Origin of the sequence: Leucobacter chromiireducens subsp. chromiireducens (assembly GCF_016758255.1) — a bacterium.
GTDB classification, from domain to species: Bacteria; Actinomycetota; Actinomycetes; order Actinomycetales; family Microbacteriaceae; genus Leucobacter; species Leucobacter chromiireducens.
On sequence record NZ_QYAD01000002.1, the window covers coordinates 291,789 to 306,671 of the forward strand.

13 protein-coding genes are annotated in these 14,883 nt (G+C 68.7%); 9 read left to right on the forward strand and 4 right to left on the reverse strand.

Annotation, left to right across the window (positions count from 1 at the left end):
* Nucleotides 1–39 precede the first annotated feature (39 nt).
* The 6 genes from gcvP to D3226_RS07425 all read left to right on the forward strand — a co-directional run bounded on the left by gcvP (nt 40) and on the right by D3226_RS07425 (nt 8,729).
* Nucleotides 40–2,889 carry an aminomethyl-transferring glycine dehydrogenase gene (gene gcvP / locus D3226_RS07400; protein WP_202381803.1) on the forward strand — a complete coding sequence of 950 codons (2,850 nt, stop codon included), beginning with the start codon at nt 40–42 and terminating at the stop codon, nt 2,887–2,889.
* A gap of 14 nt (nt 2,890–2,903) precedes the next feature.
* Nucleotides 2,904–4,019, forward strand: a complete 1,116-nt coding sequence (gene gcvT / locus D3226_RS07405; protein WP_202381805.1) for a glycine cleavage system aminomethyltransferase GcvT — start codon at nt 2,904–2,906, stop codon at nt 4,017–4,019.
* Between the two features lie 71 nt (nt 4,020–4,090).
* A complete protein-coding gene (gene gcvH / locus D3226_RS07410) occupies nt 4,091–4,468 on the forward strand; it encodes a glycine cleavage system protein GcvH (RefSeq protein WP_202381807.1) in 378 nt (125 codons plus the stop codon).
* Nucleotides 4,465–5,787 carry a serine hydroxymethyltransferase gene (gene glyA / locus D3226_RS07415; protein WP_337248930.1) on the forward strand — a complete coding sequence of 441 codons (1,323 nt, stop codon included), beginning with the start codon at nt 4,465–4,467 and terminating at the stop codon, nt 5,785–5,787. The genes gcvH and glyA overlap by 4 nt, the downstream gene beginning before the upstream one ends.
* Before the next feature lie 77 nt (nt 5,788–5,864).
* The gene (locus tag D3226_RS07420) at nt 5,865–7,307 is read left to right on the forward strand and encodes an L-serine ammonia-lyase (protein WP_202381809.1); all 1,443 of its coding nucleotides are present in this window, start codon (nt 5,865–5,867) and stop codon (nt 7,305–7,307) included.
* A gap of 27 nt (nt 7,308–7,334) precedes the next feature.
* Nucleotides 7,335–8,729 (forward strand): MFS transporter, encoded by a 1,395-nt coding sequence (locus D3226_RS07425; protein WP_202381811.1) that lies wholly within the window; start codon nt 7,335–7,337, stop codon nt 8,727–8,729.
* On the opposite strand, the gene D3226_RS07430 is transcribed toward D3226_RS07425, so the two are convergent.
* Nucleotides 8,726–10,141: an MBL fold metallo-hydrolase gene (locus tag D3226_RS07430; protein ID WP_202381813.1), complete on the reverse strand. Its 1,416-nt coding sequence runs from the start codon at nt 10,139–10,141 to the stop codon at nt 8,726–8,728. The two genes, D3226_RS07425 and D3226_RS07430, sit on opposite strands and share 4 nt — an antisense overlap.
* Nucleotides 10,142–10,207: 66 nt before the next feature.
* Nucleotides 10,208–10,393 (reverse strand): hypothetical protein, encoded by a 186-nt coding sequence (locus D3226_RS07435; RefSeq protein WP_202381814.1) that lies wholly within the window; start codon nt 10,391–10,393, stop codon nt 10,208–10,210.
* A 112-nt stretch (nt 10,394–10,505) separates the two neighbouring features.
* On the opposite strand from D3226_RS07435, the gene D3226_RS07440 reads away from it, so the two are divergent.
* Genes D3226_RS07440 through D3226_RS15040 form a run of 3 tightly spaced genes read left to right on the forward strand, consistent with a single transcriptional unit; the run spans nt 10,506 to nt 12,287 of the window.
* Complete coding sequence (locus D3226_RS07440; RefSeq protein ID WP_202381815.1) at nt 10,506–10,817, forward strand: metal-sensitive transcriptional regulator; 312 nt, start codon at nt 10,506–10,508, stop codon at nt 10,815–10,817.
* Nucleotides 10,814–11,311, forward strand: a complete 498-nt coding sequence (locus D3226_RS07445; RefSeq protein ID WP_202381817.1) for a GNAT family N-acetyltransferase — start codon at nt 10,814–10,816, stop codon at nt 11,309–11,311. Before D3226_RS07440 ends, D3226_RS07445 begins: the two co-directional genes overlap by 4 nt.
* Nucleotides 11,312–11,339: 28 nt before the next feature.
* A complete protein-coding gene (locus D3226_RS15040; protein ID WP_202381818.1) occupies nt 11,340–12,287 on the forward strand; it encodes a helix-turn-helix domain-containing protein in 948 nt (315 codons plus the stop codon).
* Here the strand turns inward: D3226_RS15040 and D3226_RS07455 are convergent.
* Nucleotides 12,200–13,423: an MFS transporter gene (locus D3226_RS07455; RefSeq protein WP_202381819.1), complete on the reverse strand. Its 1,224-nt coding sequence runs from the start codon at nt 13,421–13,423 to the stop codon at nt 12,200–12,202. The two genes, D3226_RS15040 and D3226_RS07455, sit on opposite strands and share 88 nt — an antisense overlap.
* A gap of 155 nt (nt 13,424–13,578) precedes the next feature.
* On the reverse strand, nt 13,579–14,844 hold the full coding sequence (gene aztD, locus D3226_RS07460) for a zinc metallochaperone AztD (RefSeq protein WP_202381821.1): 1,266 nt from the start codon (nt 14,842–14,844) through the stop codon (nt 13,579–13,581).
* Nucleotides 14,845–14,883: the final 39 nt, after the last annotated feature.

The following is a 14,883-nucleotide window of genomic DNA, read 5'->3' on the forward strand; positions in this document are numbered from 1 at the left end:
CCGGTGCGTTTCGGCGTACACCCATCTACGGAGATCCTCTTGAGCATTAGTTCGCAACCCACTGTTTTCGCAGATCGTCACATCGGCGTCACCACGCCCGCTGACATCTCCGCGATGCTCGATACGCTTGGCTACTCGAGCGTTGACTCGCTCGTTGACACGGCAGTCCCCTCGGACATCCGCATGTCTGGCACGCTCGACCTTCCCGCGGCACGCAGCGAGGAGGAGATCCTCGCCGATCTGCGCGCGCTCGCAGCAAAGAACGTGCTGAAGACGCAGATGATCGGGCAGGGATTCGCGGACACGTACACTCCGCCCGTGATTCGCCGCAACGTGCTCGAGAGCCCCGCCTGGTACACGGCGTACACTCCGTACCAGCCGGAGATCTCGCAGGGCCGCCTCGAGGCGCTGCTCAACTTCCAGACCATGGTGGCGGACCTCACCGGCCTCGCCGTGGCGAACGCCTCGATGCTCGACGAGTCGTCTTCCGCCGCCGAGGCCGTGCTCCTCATGCGCCGCGCGGGGAAGGCTCCCGCCACCGCGCGCGTGGTGGTTGACCAGAACGTGTTCCCGCAGACGATCGCCGTGATTGAGGGCCGGGCAGAGGCGCTCGACTTCGAGGTTGAGGTGGCAGATCTGACCGCGGGGCTCCCCGAGGGCGAGATCTTCGGCATCGTGCTGCAGCAGCCCGGCAATGATGGATCAGTGCGGAATCAGTCCGAGCTGATCGCGGCCGCACACGAGCGCGGTGCAATGGTCACGGTGATCGCTGACCTGCTCTCGCTCACGCTCATCACCTCGCCGGGTGAACAGGGCGCCGACGTTGCGGTGGGCAACACCCAGCGATTCGGTGTGCCGCTCTTCTTCGGTGGACCGCACGCCGCGTATCTCGCAATTCGCGCCGGTCTCGAGCGCTCGCTGCCCGGCCGCCTCGTTGGCGTCTCCAAGGATTCGGCCGGCGATCCCGCATACCGCCTGACGCTCCAGACCCGCGAGCAGCACATCCGCCGGGAGAAGGCGACGAGCAACATCTGCACCGCCCAGGCGCTCCTCGCGATCACCGCCTCGATGTACGCGGTCTACCACGGCCCCACCGGCCTGCGCGCGATCGCCGAGCGCGCACACGCACACGCCCGCACGATCGCGCAGTCGCTTGCCGCCGCCGGGATCCCGCTCGCCGCTGAGTCGTTCTTCGACACGGTCGTGGCGAGCGTGCCGGGCCGCGCCGATGAGATCATCGCTCGCGCGTGCGACGCGGGGATCAACCTCCGCCGCCTCGACGCCGACACCGTGGGCATCTCGACCTCTGAGACGACCACGCCCGAGCACGTCGCCGCGGTTGCCGAGGCATTCGGCGCGACGCCCGCAGCGGCGGTCGCCCCCGGTGAGCTCGGCTTCGTCGCCGAACTCACCCGCACGAGCGACTACCTCACGCACCCGATCTTCAACACGATGCGTTCCGAGACGCAGATGCTGCGCTACCTCCGCCGCCTCGCCGACCGCGATCTTGCGCTCGACCGCACCATGATCCCGCTCGGATCTTGCACGATGAAGCTCAACTCGACCGCTGAGATGGAGTCGATCTCCTGGCCCGAATTCGCGGGCATCCACCCCTACGTGCCGGAGGATCAGAGCCGCGGCTGGCGTGAACTCATCGCCGATCTCGAGCGCCGCCTCGTCGAGATCACGGGCTACTCCGGGATCTCGCTGCAGCCGAACTCGGGCGCGCAGGGCGAGTACGCGGGCCTCCTCGCGATCCGCGGGTACCACCGCGCGAACGGCGACACACAGCGCACCGTCTGCCTCATTCCCGCGTCGGCTCACGGCACGAACGCAGCGTCGGCAGTGCTCGCTGGCATGCGCGTCATTGTGATCAAGAACACCGACACCGGTGCGATCGACCTCGACGACCTGCGAGCGAAGGTCGAGGCGAACCGCGACGAGCTCGCGGCGATCATGATCACGTACCCCTCGACCTACGGGCTGTACGACGCCGACGTCCGCGAGGTGTGTGAGCTCGTGCACGAGGCAGGTGGCCAGGTGTACATCGACGGCGCGAACATGAACGCGCTCGTGGGGCTCGCGCAGCCCGGCAAGTTTGGCGGCGATGTGTCGCACCTGAACCTGCACAAGACGTTCGCGATCCCGCACGGCGGTGGCGGCCCCGGCGTTGGCCCGATTGGTGTCGCCGAGCACCTGCTGCCTTACGTGCCGAGCGACCCCACCGGCACCTACTCGGTGAGTGACGGCGTCCCGGTTGTTGCGACGCTCTTCGGCTCAGCGGGCGTGCTGCCGATCTCGTTCGCGTACATCGCGATGATGGGCGCCGACGGGCTCACCCGTGCGACGAAGACCGCGCTGCTCAGCGCAAACTACATCGCGGCGCGGCTCACCGAGTACTTCCCCGTGCTCTTCACGGGCGAGGCCGGACTTGTTGCCCACGAGTGCATTCTTGACCTCCGCGAACTCACCGCGCAGTCGGGCGTGACCGCTGAGGACGTGGCGAAGCGTCTCATCGACTTTGGTTTCCACGCACCGACGCTTGCGTTCCCGGTTGCGGGCACGCTGATGGTGGAGCCCACGGAGTCGGAGGATCTCGATGAGATCGAGCGCTTCATCGAGGCGATGATCACGATTCGCGCTGAGATCGCGGAGATCATCGACGGCGCGGTTGAGCTCGAGGCGTCCGTGCTGCGCAACGCCCCGCACACCGCACGCGTGGTCGCAGGCGATGCGTGGGATCGCGCGTACAGCCGCGAGCAGGCCGCGTACGCGGTGCCCGCGCTGCGGCACGACAAGTACTTCCCGCCGGTGGGCCGGATCGACGGTGCCTTCGGCGACCGCAACCTGGTCTGCTCCTGCCCGGCACCCGAAGCGTTCGAGAACTAGACGAGGAGCACCCGATGACGAGCACGCCCCGACACACCACCCTGCATCCTGAGCACGCCGAATTGGGCGCATCGTTCACCGACTTTGGCGGCTGGGATATGCCGCTGAAGTACGGTTCCGAGCTTGCCGAACACCGCGCCGTGCGCGAGGCGGCCGGCCTCTTCGACCTCTCCCACATGGGTGAGATTCGCGTGAGCGGCCCCGACGCGGCAGCGTTTCTCAACACGGCGCTGGTGGGTAACCTTGCGGTTGTCGCCGTGGGCCGCGCGAAGTACTCGCTGATCTGCGACGCAGACGGCGGGATCATCGACGACCTGATCACCTATCGGCTCGGCGACGAGGAGTTCCTCGTGGTGCCGAACGCCGGAAATGCGCCGACCGTCGCAGCAGAGTTCGCGGCGCGCGCCGCGGGCTTCGACGTGACGATCGTCGACGAGTCTGCCGACACGAGCCTCATTGCGGTGCAGGGGCCTGCCTCCGTGGCGATCCTGCACCAGCTGGTGCCTGCCGAGCAGCACGGCGTCGTGACCAACATGAAGTACTACTCGGCCGCTCCGGTGACAGTTGCCGGGCTCGAGGTGCTGCTCGCTCGCACGGGCTACACCGGCGAGGATGGTTTCGAACTCTACGTGCCGAACGCCTCGGCGGCAGAGCTCTGGCGCGCGCTGCTTGGAGCGGGCGAGGGCCACGGCCTGATCCCCGCTGGGCTTGCCGCGCGCGACTCGCTCCGTCTCGAAGCCGGCATGCCGCTCTACGGCAACGAGCTCAGCCGCGACATCACGCCGTTCGAGGCCGGGCTTGGCCCCGTCGTCTCGTTCAAGAAGGACGAACAGTTCGTCGGTCGTGCGGCGCTCGAGGCGCGGCGCGAGGCCGCGCCGACTCGCGTGCTCGTCGGTCTCGTCGGCGCAGGGCGTCGCGCAGGACGCGCGGGGTACCCCGTGCTCGCGGGAGAGCAGCAGATCGGTGAGGTGACGAGCGGTCAGCCGTCGCCCACTCTCGGATATCCGATCGCGCTCGCCTCGATCGATCCCGCGTACGCGGAACCGGGCACGGAGCTGAGCGTCGACCTGCGCGGCAAGCCGGAGACATTCACGGTCGTGAAGACTCCGTTTTACCGCCGCGCGCAGTAGCTCTCTCGCGCGGAGTTCCGCGCACTTTTCACACGTCACACAGCATCACCCCAACAGGTAAAGGACACATCATGAGCAAGGTTCAGACCGGACTGCAGTACTCCGCCGAGCACGAGTGGATCACTGACGAGTCGCCCGCGACGATCGGCGTCAGCGAGGTCGCCGCTGACGCACTCGGCGAGGTCGTCTACGTTGACCTCCCCGCCATTGGTGCGACCGTCACCGCGGGCGACTCCTGCGGCGAGATCGAGTCGACGAAGTCGGTCTCCGAGATCTACTCGCCCGTCTCCGGCGAGGTCGTCGAGGTCAACCAGGCCGTCATCGACGACCCGGCACTCGTCAACTCGGATCCCTACGGGGCCGCGTGGCTGTTCAAGGTCAACGTGACCGAGTTCGGCCCGCTGCTCAGCGCTGAGCAGTACGCCGCCGACAACGGGGCAGAGTTGTGACCCGTTTCACGCCGATTCCCGCGGCGTCGCTCAATACCCCCATCGCCGAGCTCGATCCCGAGGTGGCCGCGCGCATCGATGCCGAGCTCGCGCGTCAGCGCCGCGGGCTCGAGATGATCGCCTCGGAGAACCACACCGCGGTCGCGGTCATGCAGGCCCAGGGCTCGGTGCTCACGAACAAGTACGCCGAGGGCTACCCGGGGCGCCGCTACTACGGCGGTTGCGAAGAGGTCGACGTCATCGAGACGCTCGCCATCGAGCGCGTGAAGGCACTCTTCGGTGCGGAGTTCGCGAATGTGCAGCCTCACTCGGGTGCGCAGGCGAACGCCGCGGTGATGCACGCGCTGATCCGCCCGGGCGACACGATCCTCGGCCTCAACCTGGCACACGGCGGTCACCTGACGCACGGCATGAAGATCAACTTCTCCGGTCGCCTCTACGATGTCGCCGCGTACGGTGTCGACGAGACGACGCTGCGGGTCGACATGGACGAGGTGGCGCGCCTCGCCCGCGAGCACCAGCCCAAGCTGATCATCGCCGGGTGGAGCGCCTACCCGCGCCGCCTGGACTTCGAGCGCTTCCGCGAGATCGCTGACGAGGTCGGGGCCTACTTGATGGTGGACATGGCCCACTTCGCTGGCCTGGTCGCTGCCGGGCTGCACCCGAATCCGGTGCCGCACGCGCACGTGACGACCTCCACGACGCACAAGACCCTCGCCGGGCCGCGCGGCGGGATCATCCTGTCGAACGATCCCGAGATCGCAAAAAAGATCAACTCCGCGGTCTTCCCGGGGCAGCAGGGTGGTCCGCTGGAGCACGTCATCGCGGGCAAGGCTGTCGCGTTTGGCGTTGCGGCGACGCCGGAGTTCGCTGAGCGCCAGCAGCGCACGGTGATGGGTGCGCGAATCCTCGCGGAGCGCCTGGTGCGCGAAGACGTGACCGAGCGCGGCATCAGTGTGCTCACGGGCGGCACTGATGTGCACCTCGTGCTCGTCGACCTGCGCGGCTCGGAGCTTGACGGCCAGGCCGCCGAGGACCTGCTCGCCGCGGTGGAGATCACGGTCAACCGCAACGCGGTGCCCTTTGATCCTCGCCCGCCGATGGTGACGAGCGGCCTGCGCATCGGCACGCCCGCGCTCGCCACGCGTGGCTTCGGTGAAGCCGCGTTTGCTGAGGTCGCCGACATCATTGCGGAGACCCTCATCGCCGGAACCGCCGAGGGCGGGGCCGACCCGGCCGTGCTCGCCGCGCTCCGCGCCCGCGTAGACGTGCTCGCGGCCGAGCACCCGCTCTACCCGGACCTCGCTCCGCTCAGCTAGCGGGACGAATCACACACTCCCACCGGGTGCCTGCCCGCACCCGGTGGGAGCCTCACTCACGTATCGCAGGAGGCAACGTGGCCATCAGCGTCTTCGACCTGTTTTCGGTCGGCATCGGGCCCTCGAGCTCGCACACCGTCGGTCCCATGCGGGCCGCTCACCGCTTCGCAGCGCACTTGCGCGAGAGTGGGATCCTGGCCGCTGCCGCCGGACTTCGCGTCGACCTCTACGGTTCGCTCGCCGCGACGGGTCACGGCCACGGCACACTCACGGCCGTGCTGCTGGGCCTCGAAGGTTGCGACCCCGAGACCGTGCTGCCTGAGGAGGTTAATGCGGCGCTCGCGCGTATTGAGCGCGACGGCACCGTCCTCCTCGGCGAACGACTCACTCCCGTGCCCGGGAACGCATCTGGTGCGCCCGCGATTCCTTTCCGGGCGTCGGACATCGTGCTGCGCCCGCTCACCGTGCTGCCCACGCACACGAACGGCATGAAGCTCGGAGTCACCGACACGGCGGGGGAGCTGTTGCTCGAAGAGACCTACTTCTCAGTGGGCGGCGGCTTCATTGTGCGCGAGGGGGCCGAGGAGCGCGTGCAGGATCAGCTCGAGTCCACGCTCGCTGAGCTGCCGTACCCGTTCACGACCGCCGCGGAGCTGTTGCGGTATTCGGAGGAGACCGGCCTCTCGCTCGCGGGCCTCATGCTCGAGAACGAGAAGACGCACCGCAGCGAGGCGGAAGTGCGCGATGCGCTCTGCCACATCTGGGACGTGATGGAGGCCTGCAAGGACTCCGCGCTGCAGCGCACGGGTGTGCTCCCGGGCGGGCTCAACGTGCGTCGACGCGCACCCGAGTGGCACCGCCGACTCAGTGAGCAGGATCCACACCGTGATCCCGTGTACTGGCAGGAGTGGATCAACCTCGTTGCGCTCGCCGTGAACGAGGAGAACGCGTCGGGCGGCCGCGTGGTCACGGCCCCCACCAACGGCGCTGCCGGCATCATCCCGGCGGTGCTCTTCTACGCCACGCACTACGCACCGGGCGCCGCCAGCTGGACTTCCGAGGAGAAGCGTCGCGCCATCGCCGACTTCCTCCTCGCGGCGGGCGCGGTCGGGGTGCTCTATAAAGAGCAGGCCTCGATCTCGGGCGCCGAGGTGGGCTGCCAAGGCGAGGTGGGATCCGCTTCCTCAATGGCGGCGGCCGGCCTTGCGCAGGTGCTCGGCGGCACTCCGCAGCAGGTGGAGAACGCCGCGGAGATCGCGATGGAGCACAACTTGGGCCTCACCTGCGACCCGATCGGCGGGCTCGTGCAGATCCCATGCATCGAGCGCAACGCGATCGCAGCGTCGAAGGCCGTCAACGCGGCAAAGATGGCGCTGATGGGCGACGGGACCCACCACGTGACACTTGATGAGGTGATCGCGACCATGCGCGAAACCGGTCGCGACATGAGCGAAAAGTACAAGGAGACCGCGATGGGCGGCCTCGCGGTGAGCGTCTCGGTCGGAGTAGTCGAGTGTTGATCGCCCTCCGCCCTCTACGATGATCCTATGAGTGATCACCGGACGAGCCCCGAGCGCTCGCTGTCGCAGCGACTCGACGCGCTGCCCTTCACGAAGAAGCACGCGCGCCTCCTCACCGGATCGGGGCTCGGCTGGGCTCTTGACGCGATGGACGTCGGGCTCATCTCCTTCATCATCGCGGCGCTCACGCAGCACTGGGGGATCACCACGGGCGAGGCGGGGCTCATCGCCTCCATCGGATTCCTCGGCATGGCGATCGGCGCCAGCCTGGGCGGCCTGCTTGCCGACCGCTTCGGTCGCCGACAGATTTTCGCCATCACCTTGCTCGTCTACGGCGTCGCGACGGGCGCGAGCGCGCTCGTGGGTGGCGTGGCCGCGCTCCTCGTGCTCCGATTCCTGGTCGGTCTCGGGCTTGGCGCAGAGCTGCCGGTCGCCTCGACGTACGTGAGCGAGTTTGCGCCGGCGCGGATTCGCGGCCGCCTGATCGTGATCCTTGAGGCATTCTGGGCGGTGGGCTGGACCGCGGCCGCGATCATCGGCTACTTCGTGGTGCCGGCCTCGGAGAACGGGTGGCGCTGGGCGTTCGCACTAGGGGCCATTCCCGCGGTGTACGCGTTCGCCGTGCGCTGGGGGTTGCCCGAGTCCCCGCGCTGGCTCGCGGGCCGTGGGCGCACCGCGGAAGCGGAGCGCATCGTTGCCGACTTCGAGCGCTCGGCGGGCATTGCACCGGAATCTTCGAGTGGGATCGCGCCCAGCGCTGCCCCTGCCGACGCCCCGGGTGCTGGTGCAGGCCCCACGGACGCACCGGTCGCCACGTCGGGCGGAAGCCGGCTCGCCGGGCTCTGGTCGCGCGAGTTCCGCGGGCGCACGCTCGCGATCTGGGCCATCTGGTTCTGCGTCAACTTCGCGTACTACGGGGCGTTCATCTGGATCCCAAGCATTCTTGTTGACGCCGGCTTCAGCCTCGTGCGCTCCTTCGGCTTCACCCTGATCATCACGCTGGCGCAGCTGCCCGGGTACGCGGTTGCCGCGTGGCTCATTGAGAAGTGGGGGCGTCGCCCCACCCTGTCCGTCTTCCTGGTCGGCTCAGCGGTCTCCGCGGTGTTCTTTGGCACCGTGCACACGGAGTCGGCCATCATCGCGTCCGGTATGGCGCTCTCGTTCTTCAACCTGGGGGCGTGGGGTGCGCTCTACGCGGTGACGCCGGAGATCTACCCGACCTCCATGCGGGGCACGGGGGCTGGCTGGGCTGCAGGCGTGGGCCGCATCGCGTCGATCGTGGCGCCGCTGCTCGTGCCGGTGCTCCTCGCGGGTCCCGGCACTGGCTTCACGTTTGCGCTCTTCGCCGCCTTCTTCATTATTGCGGCGGCGGCAACGTGGGGCCTCGTCGACCGGCGCGGCGAGGCCCTCGACGACCGCTAGTTCGTGATCGGGGCCGCGGCGGGCTGCTGCGCTGCCTGCCAGCCCAGATAACTGCCCTCAAGCTCGACCACGTCGAAGCCCTCCCGGCGAAGCGCGCTCGCGACCACGCTGACCCGCGCGCCGCTGCGGCAGTGTGCCACGATGGTGTCATCTTCTGGCAGCTCATCGAGGTGCCACAGCGCTCGGCCCGCTGACAGTTGCACGGCGCCGGGGATGTGCCCCTCGGCGTACTCCGCCCGCCCGCGCACGTCGAGCAGCTGCGCGTGCGGGAAGTCTGCAAGGTCTGCCGGGGTGACGGTCGGGACTGGGGCGAGCGGAAGCCCGTCAAGCGCGGAGATGAACCCCGTGACCGTGTCGATGCCCACCCGCACGAGATGGTCACGGAACTCCGTCGCCTGCGCGGCGTCGCCCGCGAGCACGACCAGTGCGCGCGGCTCGCGCTCCGGGTCGATTGCCCAGGCGCCGTAGCTCGCGGCCTTCGCGAGGCCGGGGATGTTGATACTGCCGGGGACGGTGCCCGTGCGCACGAGCGTCGCATCGCGAGTGTCGATGAGGATCGCGCGATCCTGATCGAGCTGTTCCTCGAGGGCCCCGGGCGTGAACTCGGTGAGCTCGGCGTCGCTGAGCAGTGCGGGGCCCAGCCGGTTCTCGCGCTTCATGCGCGCAAAGTACGCGTGCGCGTCCGGCTGGCCGCTGAGCAGTTCGGCGACGAAGCCGTCCTCATCGTCTGCTGCGAGATACGGTGCCCACCAGGCGAAGCGGCGCTCGTAGCCCACCGAGGTACTGGGAACGGCGCCGAGCGCCTTGCCGCACGCGGACCCTGAGCCGTGGCCGGGGAGCACCTGCACGTAGTCGGGGAGTGTGAGGAAGCGATCGCGTAGACTCGCGAACAGTTCGCGTGCGCCGGCGAAGCGTGAATCGGTGGTGCCCTGCACTTCGTCGAGGAGGTCGGGGCGGCCGACGTCGCCGACGAACACGAAGTCGCCGCTCGCGAGATAGCCGGGCTCGTCCGCCTGCGCGCCGTCGGTCACGAGGTAGGAGAGGTGCTCCGGCGTGTGGCCCGGGGTGTGGAGTGCCCGCACGGTGAGATTGCCGATGCGGATCTCGTCGCCGTCCCGGAGCCGAACCGCGTCGTCGAACTCGGGGCCGTAGCGCCAGTCCGGGCCGCCCTCGTCCGAGACGTACATGCGCGCCCCGGTGCGCACGGCGATCTCGCGGCTGCCCGAGAGGTAGTCGGCGTGGATGTGGGTCTCGGCGACCGCGACGATGCGCAGCCCGTGGGCGGCCGCGGTCGCGAGTGCCTCTGCGGTGTCGCGCCGCGGGTCGACAAGCAGCGCTTCGCCCGTGGCCTGGCAGCCGATCAGATAGCTCGCCTGTGCAAGGTCTTCGTCGTACATTCGTTCCAGCAGCATGGGCGGCCTTTCTCGTATGTGGCGGGTGGGGTGTGGAGCTCTTTCCCCTGGGATGTGCTGGCGAGGTCAGCGGCCCAGCAGGCGGCCGAGGAAACCAGGGCGCTCAGCCTGTGCCTGTGCGATCTCGGCGGGGGAGTGCTTGCCATCGCACCAGTCGGCGCGGGGCACGCTCGCCTTCACCATTGCGACGTGTTGGCCGCAGCCGGCCCAGGTGGTGCGCTGGCAGGTGGAGCAGGAGGTGGGTCGGCACATCGGGCAATTCCAATCTGTGAGATATACCCCCGGGGGTATTCCGCGGTGGTGGTGCGATAATACCCCTGGGGGTATAGTGGAAGTCAACTTGATCGCTGAGAGGATCCCCAGAATGACCGAGCTGAGCACCGGAAATGCCGTCCTCGCGCAGGGCAGTCTCCCCGCACACGACCCGGAGTCGAAGCGAAAGGTCGTCAACCGCCTGCGGCGCGCGCACGGACAGCTCGCCGCGGTGATCGACGCCGTGGAACAGGACGCACACTGCCGCGACGTGGTGCAGCAGCTGTCGGCCGTGTCGAAGGCACTCGACCGCGCGGGCTTCCTCGTGATCTCCTCCGCGCTGCGCGACTGCCTCGAGTACCCCGACGCTCCCGGCGCCGCCGACCCGGAGGAGCTGGAGAAGCTCTTCCTCTCGCTCGCGTGAGCGTGGGAGAGCTGCGCGTGCGGCCCATGCGCGCGGAGGACTGGGGGTGGATTCAAGAGTGGTTCGCCGACCCCAAGCTGAACGCCGAGCTCGGCCCGCTCGACGAAGCGTGGCGTGACTACGTGTTGGGCGACGACTCGGGCGTCGAACTGGTGGTGAGCGCGCTCGCAGGGGACGGGGACGCCGCTCGTGAGCAGCCGGTCGCGCTTGTCGGCTGCGTGTGGGAGACCGCGGACCACCCGCACACCGTGTCGGACCTTGCGGTCGATCCCGCTCGTCGCGGGCAGGGTATGGGACGCCGCGCGCTCGCCGCAGCACTCACGTGGGCCGGGCATCCGGGAGGGGACGCGTGGGTCTTATACGTGGACCTGGGCAACCCCGAGGCGCACGCGTTCTTCACGGCGCTTGGCTGGGAGAACCGCGGGATCAGCGACGAGATGACCGAGTTCACCTCGGTCGTGCCGCGCACACGCGCGGTGCAGGGCGTGGAATAGAGTCCGCGCCTTTCCCGTTGGATGAAGGGTGACCGAGCCCGATTCTGCAGTGTTTGACCGCCTCCTCGAGGATGTCGACCTCACCGTGCGTCGCACCGAGCGGCGAGAGCTTGCGGCCCGCCAGCGCGTGCATGCCGCGGCCGGTGTGACGACCCTCATCTACGTGCTTGAGGGAGAACTGCGGGGAGCCACCATGCCCGCGTGCTCGGTGGCGCGCGATGGCGGACAGGTGACTGCTGTCCCTGCCCGGCCCGCCGGTGGCTTCAGGAGCGGTGCCGCCGTGCTGACGCTCGGCCGTGGCACGCACACCCTTGAGGCGGCGTGTGACAGCACGGTGCTCATCGTGACGCTCGACCTCAGCGAGACTGCGCAGCGCCTGCACGAGTTGCTGCCCGAGCCGCTCACACTGCTCGGCTTTCCCGCCCTCGATCCCGCGGGTGCGGCTCTCGCAAGCAACATGGGCATCGCTGAGGCGCAGGGTGGTGCTGGTCACGCTGCTCCCCAGGCCGCGGGGAGCAGCGTGGTGTGCCGGCTTATGGCACACACCGTGCTGCTTGCGGTGCTGCGCTCCTGGTACGGGGCGGGGTGTGCGCCGCGCGGCTGGTCGGCCCGCGCGGCGGACCCGCAGCTCGATCGTGTGCTCACCGCGATCCACGACGAGCCCGGACGTGATTGGTCACTCGAGACGCTCGCGGCGCTCGGGGCCATGTCGCGCTCGATGTTTGCCCGCCGGTTCCGTGACACCCTCGGCGCGACGCCGGGCCAGTACCTCGCGCGGATTCGCATGGAGGACGCCAAGCGGCGTTTGGCGACGGGAACCCCTGTCTCGCAGGTGTCACGCGAACTTGGCTACGCTTCCGATGAGGGCTTCAGTCGGGCCTTCCGGCGTCACACCGGGGTCGTGCCCTCGCGCTGGCGGTGGGACAGCCCGAACAGAACGGCTCCCGCCACTAGGAGCGCGGCACCGATTCCGTAGCCAACGGCGACGCCGAGGGCGTCGATCAAGACTCCGCCAAGCCCAGCGGCCAGCGTGATGGCGGCCTGGAAACCCATGACCACGAGTGTGCCGCCGGCCTCCAGGCGGTCGGGGAGGCGATGGCCCACCCACGTGTTCACGACGATGAGCCAGGACGCGAAGCAGAAGCCCCACACGAACACCGCCGCGGCCACGAACCAGAGCGCGCCCGGCAACGTGAGCGTGGTGAGCACTGCGCCAGCGATGGCGAGTGGCACGAGCACCGACAGTGTCGCAAATGAGCGATCGACGATGAGCCCCACGAGGACATTGCCGATGAGCCCACCAGCGCCGAACAGCGCGAGGAGCATGACGATCGTGCCCGCGTCAACGGGCACCGCGTCGGGACCAACGGTGACCCGCTCGAGCGCGAGGCGAACGTAGGTGTAGGCGAGGAAGTGGCCAAACACGACGAGCGTGTGGCCGGTCAGGCCAAGGGCGATACCCGGGCGGAGGAACGTGCGGCCGAGCGCGGCGAGGCTGCTAGTGCGCGCAGCCGGGACTGGGGGCAGTACGACGCGCACCACGATCGCGAGCACGGCCATCGCGACGCTGAGGCCCGCGAAGGCAATGTGCCAGTCGGCGAGCTCAGCGACCACCACGCCGAGGGGAACACCCGCGACCGTCGCGAGCGACATGCCCGCAGACGTGAACATGATCGCGCGCCCGAGTCGCTCGGGCCCCGCAAGCTGAGCGGCAACGCTGATCGACATGGCCCAGAACGTGCTGATCGCGACGCCGAGGAGGAACCGCGACGCGAGAATCAGCGGGAACGAAGGTGCGAGGGCGACCACGAGGTTTGAGACTGCTCCGAGCGCGGCCATCCCGGCAAGGAGTACGCGCCGATCGAGCCGAGGAAAGACGAGCCCAATGGTGGGGGCCGCGATGAGCCCGGCGAGCGCGGTGATGCTGACGGTCTGCCCGGCCTGGCCGGGGGTCACGCCGAGGCTTTCGGCCATCTCGGTGAGCACGCCGTTCGGGAGGAACTCGGCCGTGACGAGCAAGAAGCTCATCGCCATGAGCGCGAGCAAGCCGCCGATGCGCATGCGGCCGGGTGGTGACGTTCGGGGAAGCGTAATGGGGGCGGTAGTGGTCATGATTCCAGCGTGGCGGCGCGTGGCGCTCTGTGCCCGACCGTGCGTCTGCGCTTCCCGATCATTCGTCCACGTCTGTGAGTGCTCACCTCCGCCTGAGGTGCTGCATGTTCTGCGGGGGTGGCCGGAGCGCGTGCCCCGGCCACCCACTCGTGGCGTTAGCCGCGCGCGACCGCGATCTCGTTGGGGACGCCATCGAGAGTGGCGCTCGCGAGGGTCTTACCGCTCGTGAGATCAACGGCGTGGACGGCCTTCGCGGCGGGCTCGGTCACGTATGCGACGTCGCCGTCCACCACGAGGGCGGGGTGCGCGTCCTGCCACTCCTTCGGCCCCTCCCAGGGCTGCACAACGGGGAACGCGTCGAGCACCTTGCCCGTCGCGGGATCGATCACGTGGATGCTGCCGTCCGTGGAGAGGATGAACGCGTTCCCCTCGGGGCCGCGTGCCACATCGCGGAAGGTGTAGCGAATGTTCTCGGGGAGCTCCGCGACCGTGAGCGTCTCAGCCTTCGTGTCGATCAGCGTGATCGCAGTCAGGAGATATCCCTCGGCGTCCGGATCGTTCTTGTAGTCGCCCACGACGAGCGGGCTCTCCTCGGACACGAACGCATTGCCCATGCGCCCGTAGGCGTCGGGTGCGCTCAACTTCGTGAATTCCCCGTCAGTGAAGAGCAGCGCGCCGTCCTCGCACCCGAAGACAACGGCCTCGTTGGCCGCGGTTCCCTCGCCGTGGATGCCGGGGCAGTTCTCGGCTGTGGCGTGCTCGTGCCAGTGGTCATCGTGCGGGGCGAGCGCCGCTGCTCCGGTGCGCGCGTCTGCGGTGCCGACCGTGGTGAGGAGCGTGCCGTCGCCGAGCTCAATCGACACTCCGTGATGCGGGGCAGCGGCGGTGTACTCGCGCGACTTCGGCGCGGTCGTGTTGTTCTTCGCAAGCGAATCGGTGTCGAGGATCGTGGTGCGGCCCGTGCCGTCGTCAAACAGCACCGTGTGGCCCGCGTGCCGCACGACGTGACCCGCCGCGGTCGCGGGGAAGACAAGCCCCGTGAGCTTGGCGGTGTCGGTGTCGAGCACCTCGAAGCCGCGCGAGGTGGTGACGAGGAGGTGCTGACCATCACCGAAGTTGTTCACTCGTGTGAACTCTTCGGTGGCAAGCTCGCCCGTGGCGCTCAGCGATCCCGAGCTGACTTTGCTCGTGTCGAGGACCGTGATTCCGCCAGCCGTGGTGACCGCGAGGCGATCTGCCTGCTCGGCGTGGTTGTGATCCGCGTGGTCGTGGTCGGCGTGCGAGTGATCGGCCTTGTCTGCGGCGCCGGCCTGCGCGGTGCAGCCACTTGCGAGGAGCGCGAGGCCCGCGCTTGCCGCAACGGTGAGGAGCAGGCGGGAATGGCGCGACGCTCGGGGGCGTGCGCGTTCGGTCTGGGTCATGGTTCCCTTTCTGGGGTGTTGGGGTGGGTGGTCAGCACT

Coding starts and splice junctions, on each gene's coding strand:
- gcvT (WP_202381805.1), top strand. CDS start 2,904: ATGACGAGCACGCCCCGACACACCACCCTGCATCCTGAGCACGCCGAA.
- gcvH (WP_202381807.1), top strand. CDS start 4,091: ATGAGCAAGGTTCAGACCGGACTGCAGTACTCCGCCGAGCACGAGTGG.
- D3226_RS07425 (WP_202381811.1), top strand. CDS start 7,335: ATGAGTGATCACCGGACGAGCCCCGAGCGCTCGCTGTCGCAGCGACTC.
- D3226_RS07430 (WP_202381813.1), bottom strand. CDS start 10,141: ATGCTGCTGGAACGAATGTACGACGAAGACCTTGCACAGGCGAGCTAT.
- D3226_RS07435 (WP_202381814.1), bottom strand. CDS start 10,393: ATGTGCCGACCCACCTCCTGCTCCACCTGCCAGCGCACCACCTGGGCC.
- D3226_RS07440 (WP_202381815.1), top strand. CDS start 10,506: ATGACCGAGCTGAGCACCGGAAATGCCGTCCTCGCGCAGGGCAGTCTC.
- D3226_RS07455 (WP_202381819.1), bottom strand. CDS start 13,423: ATGACCACTACCGCCCCCATTACGCTTCCCCGAACGTCACCACCCGGC.
- aztD (WP_202381821.1), bottom strand. CDS start 14,844: ATGACCCAGACCGAACGCGCACGCCCCCGAGCGTCGCGCCATTCCCGC.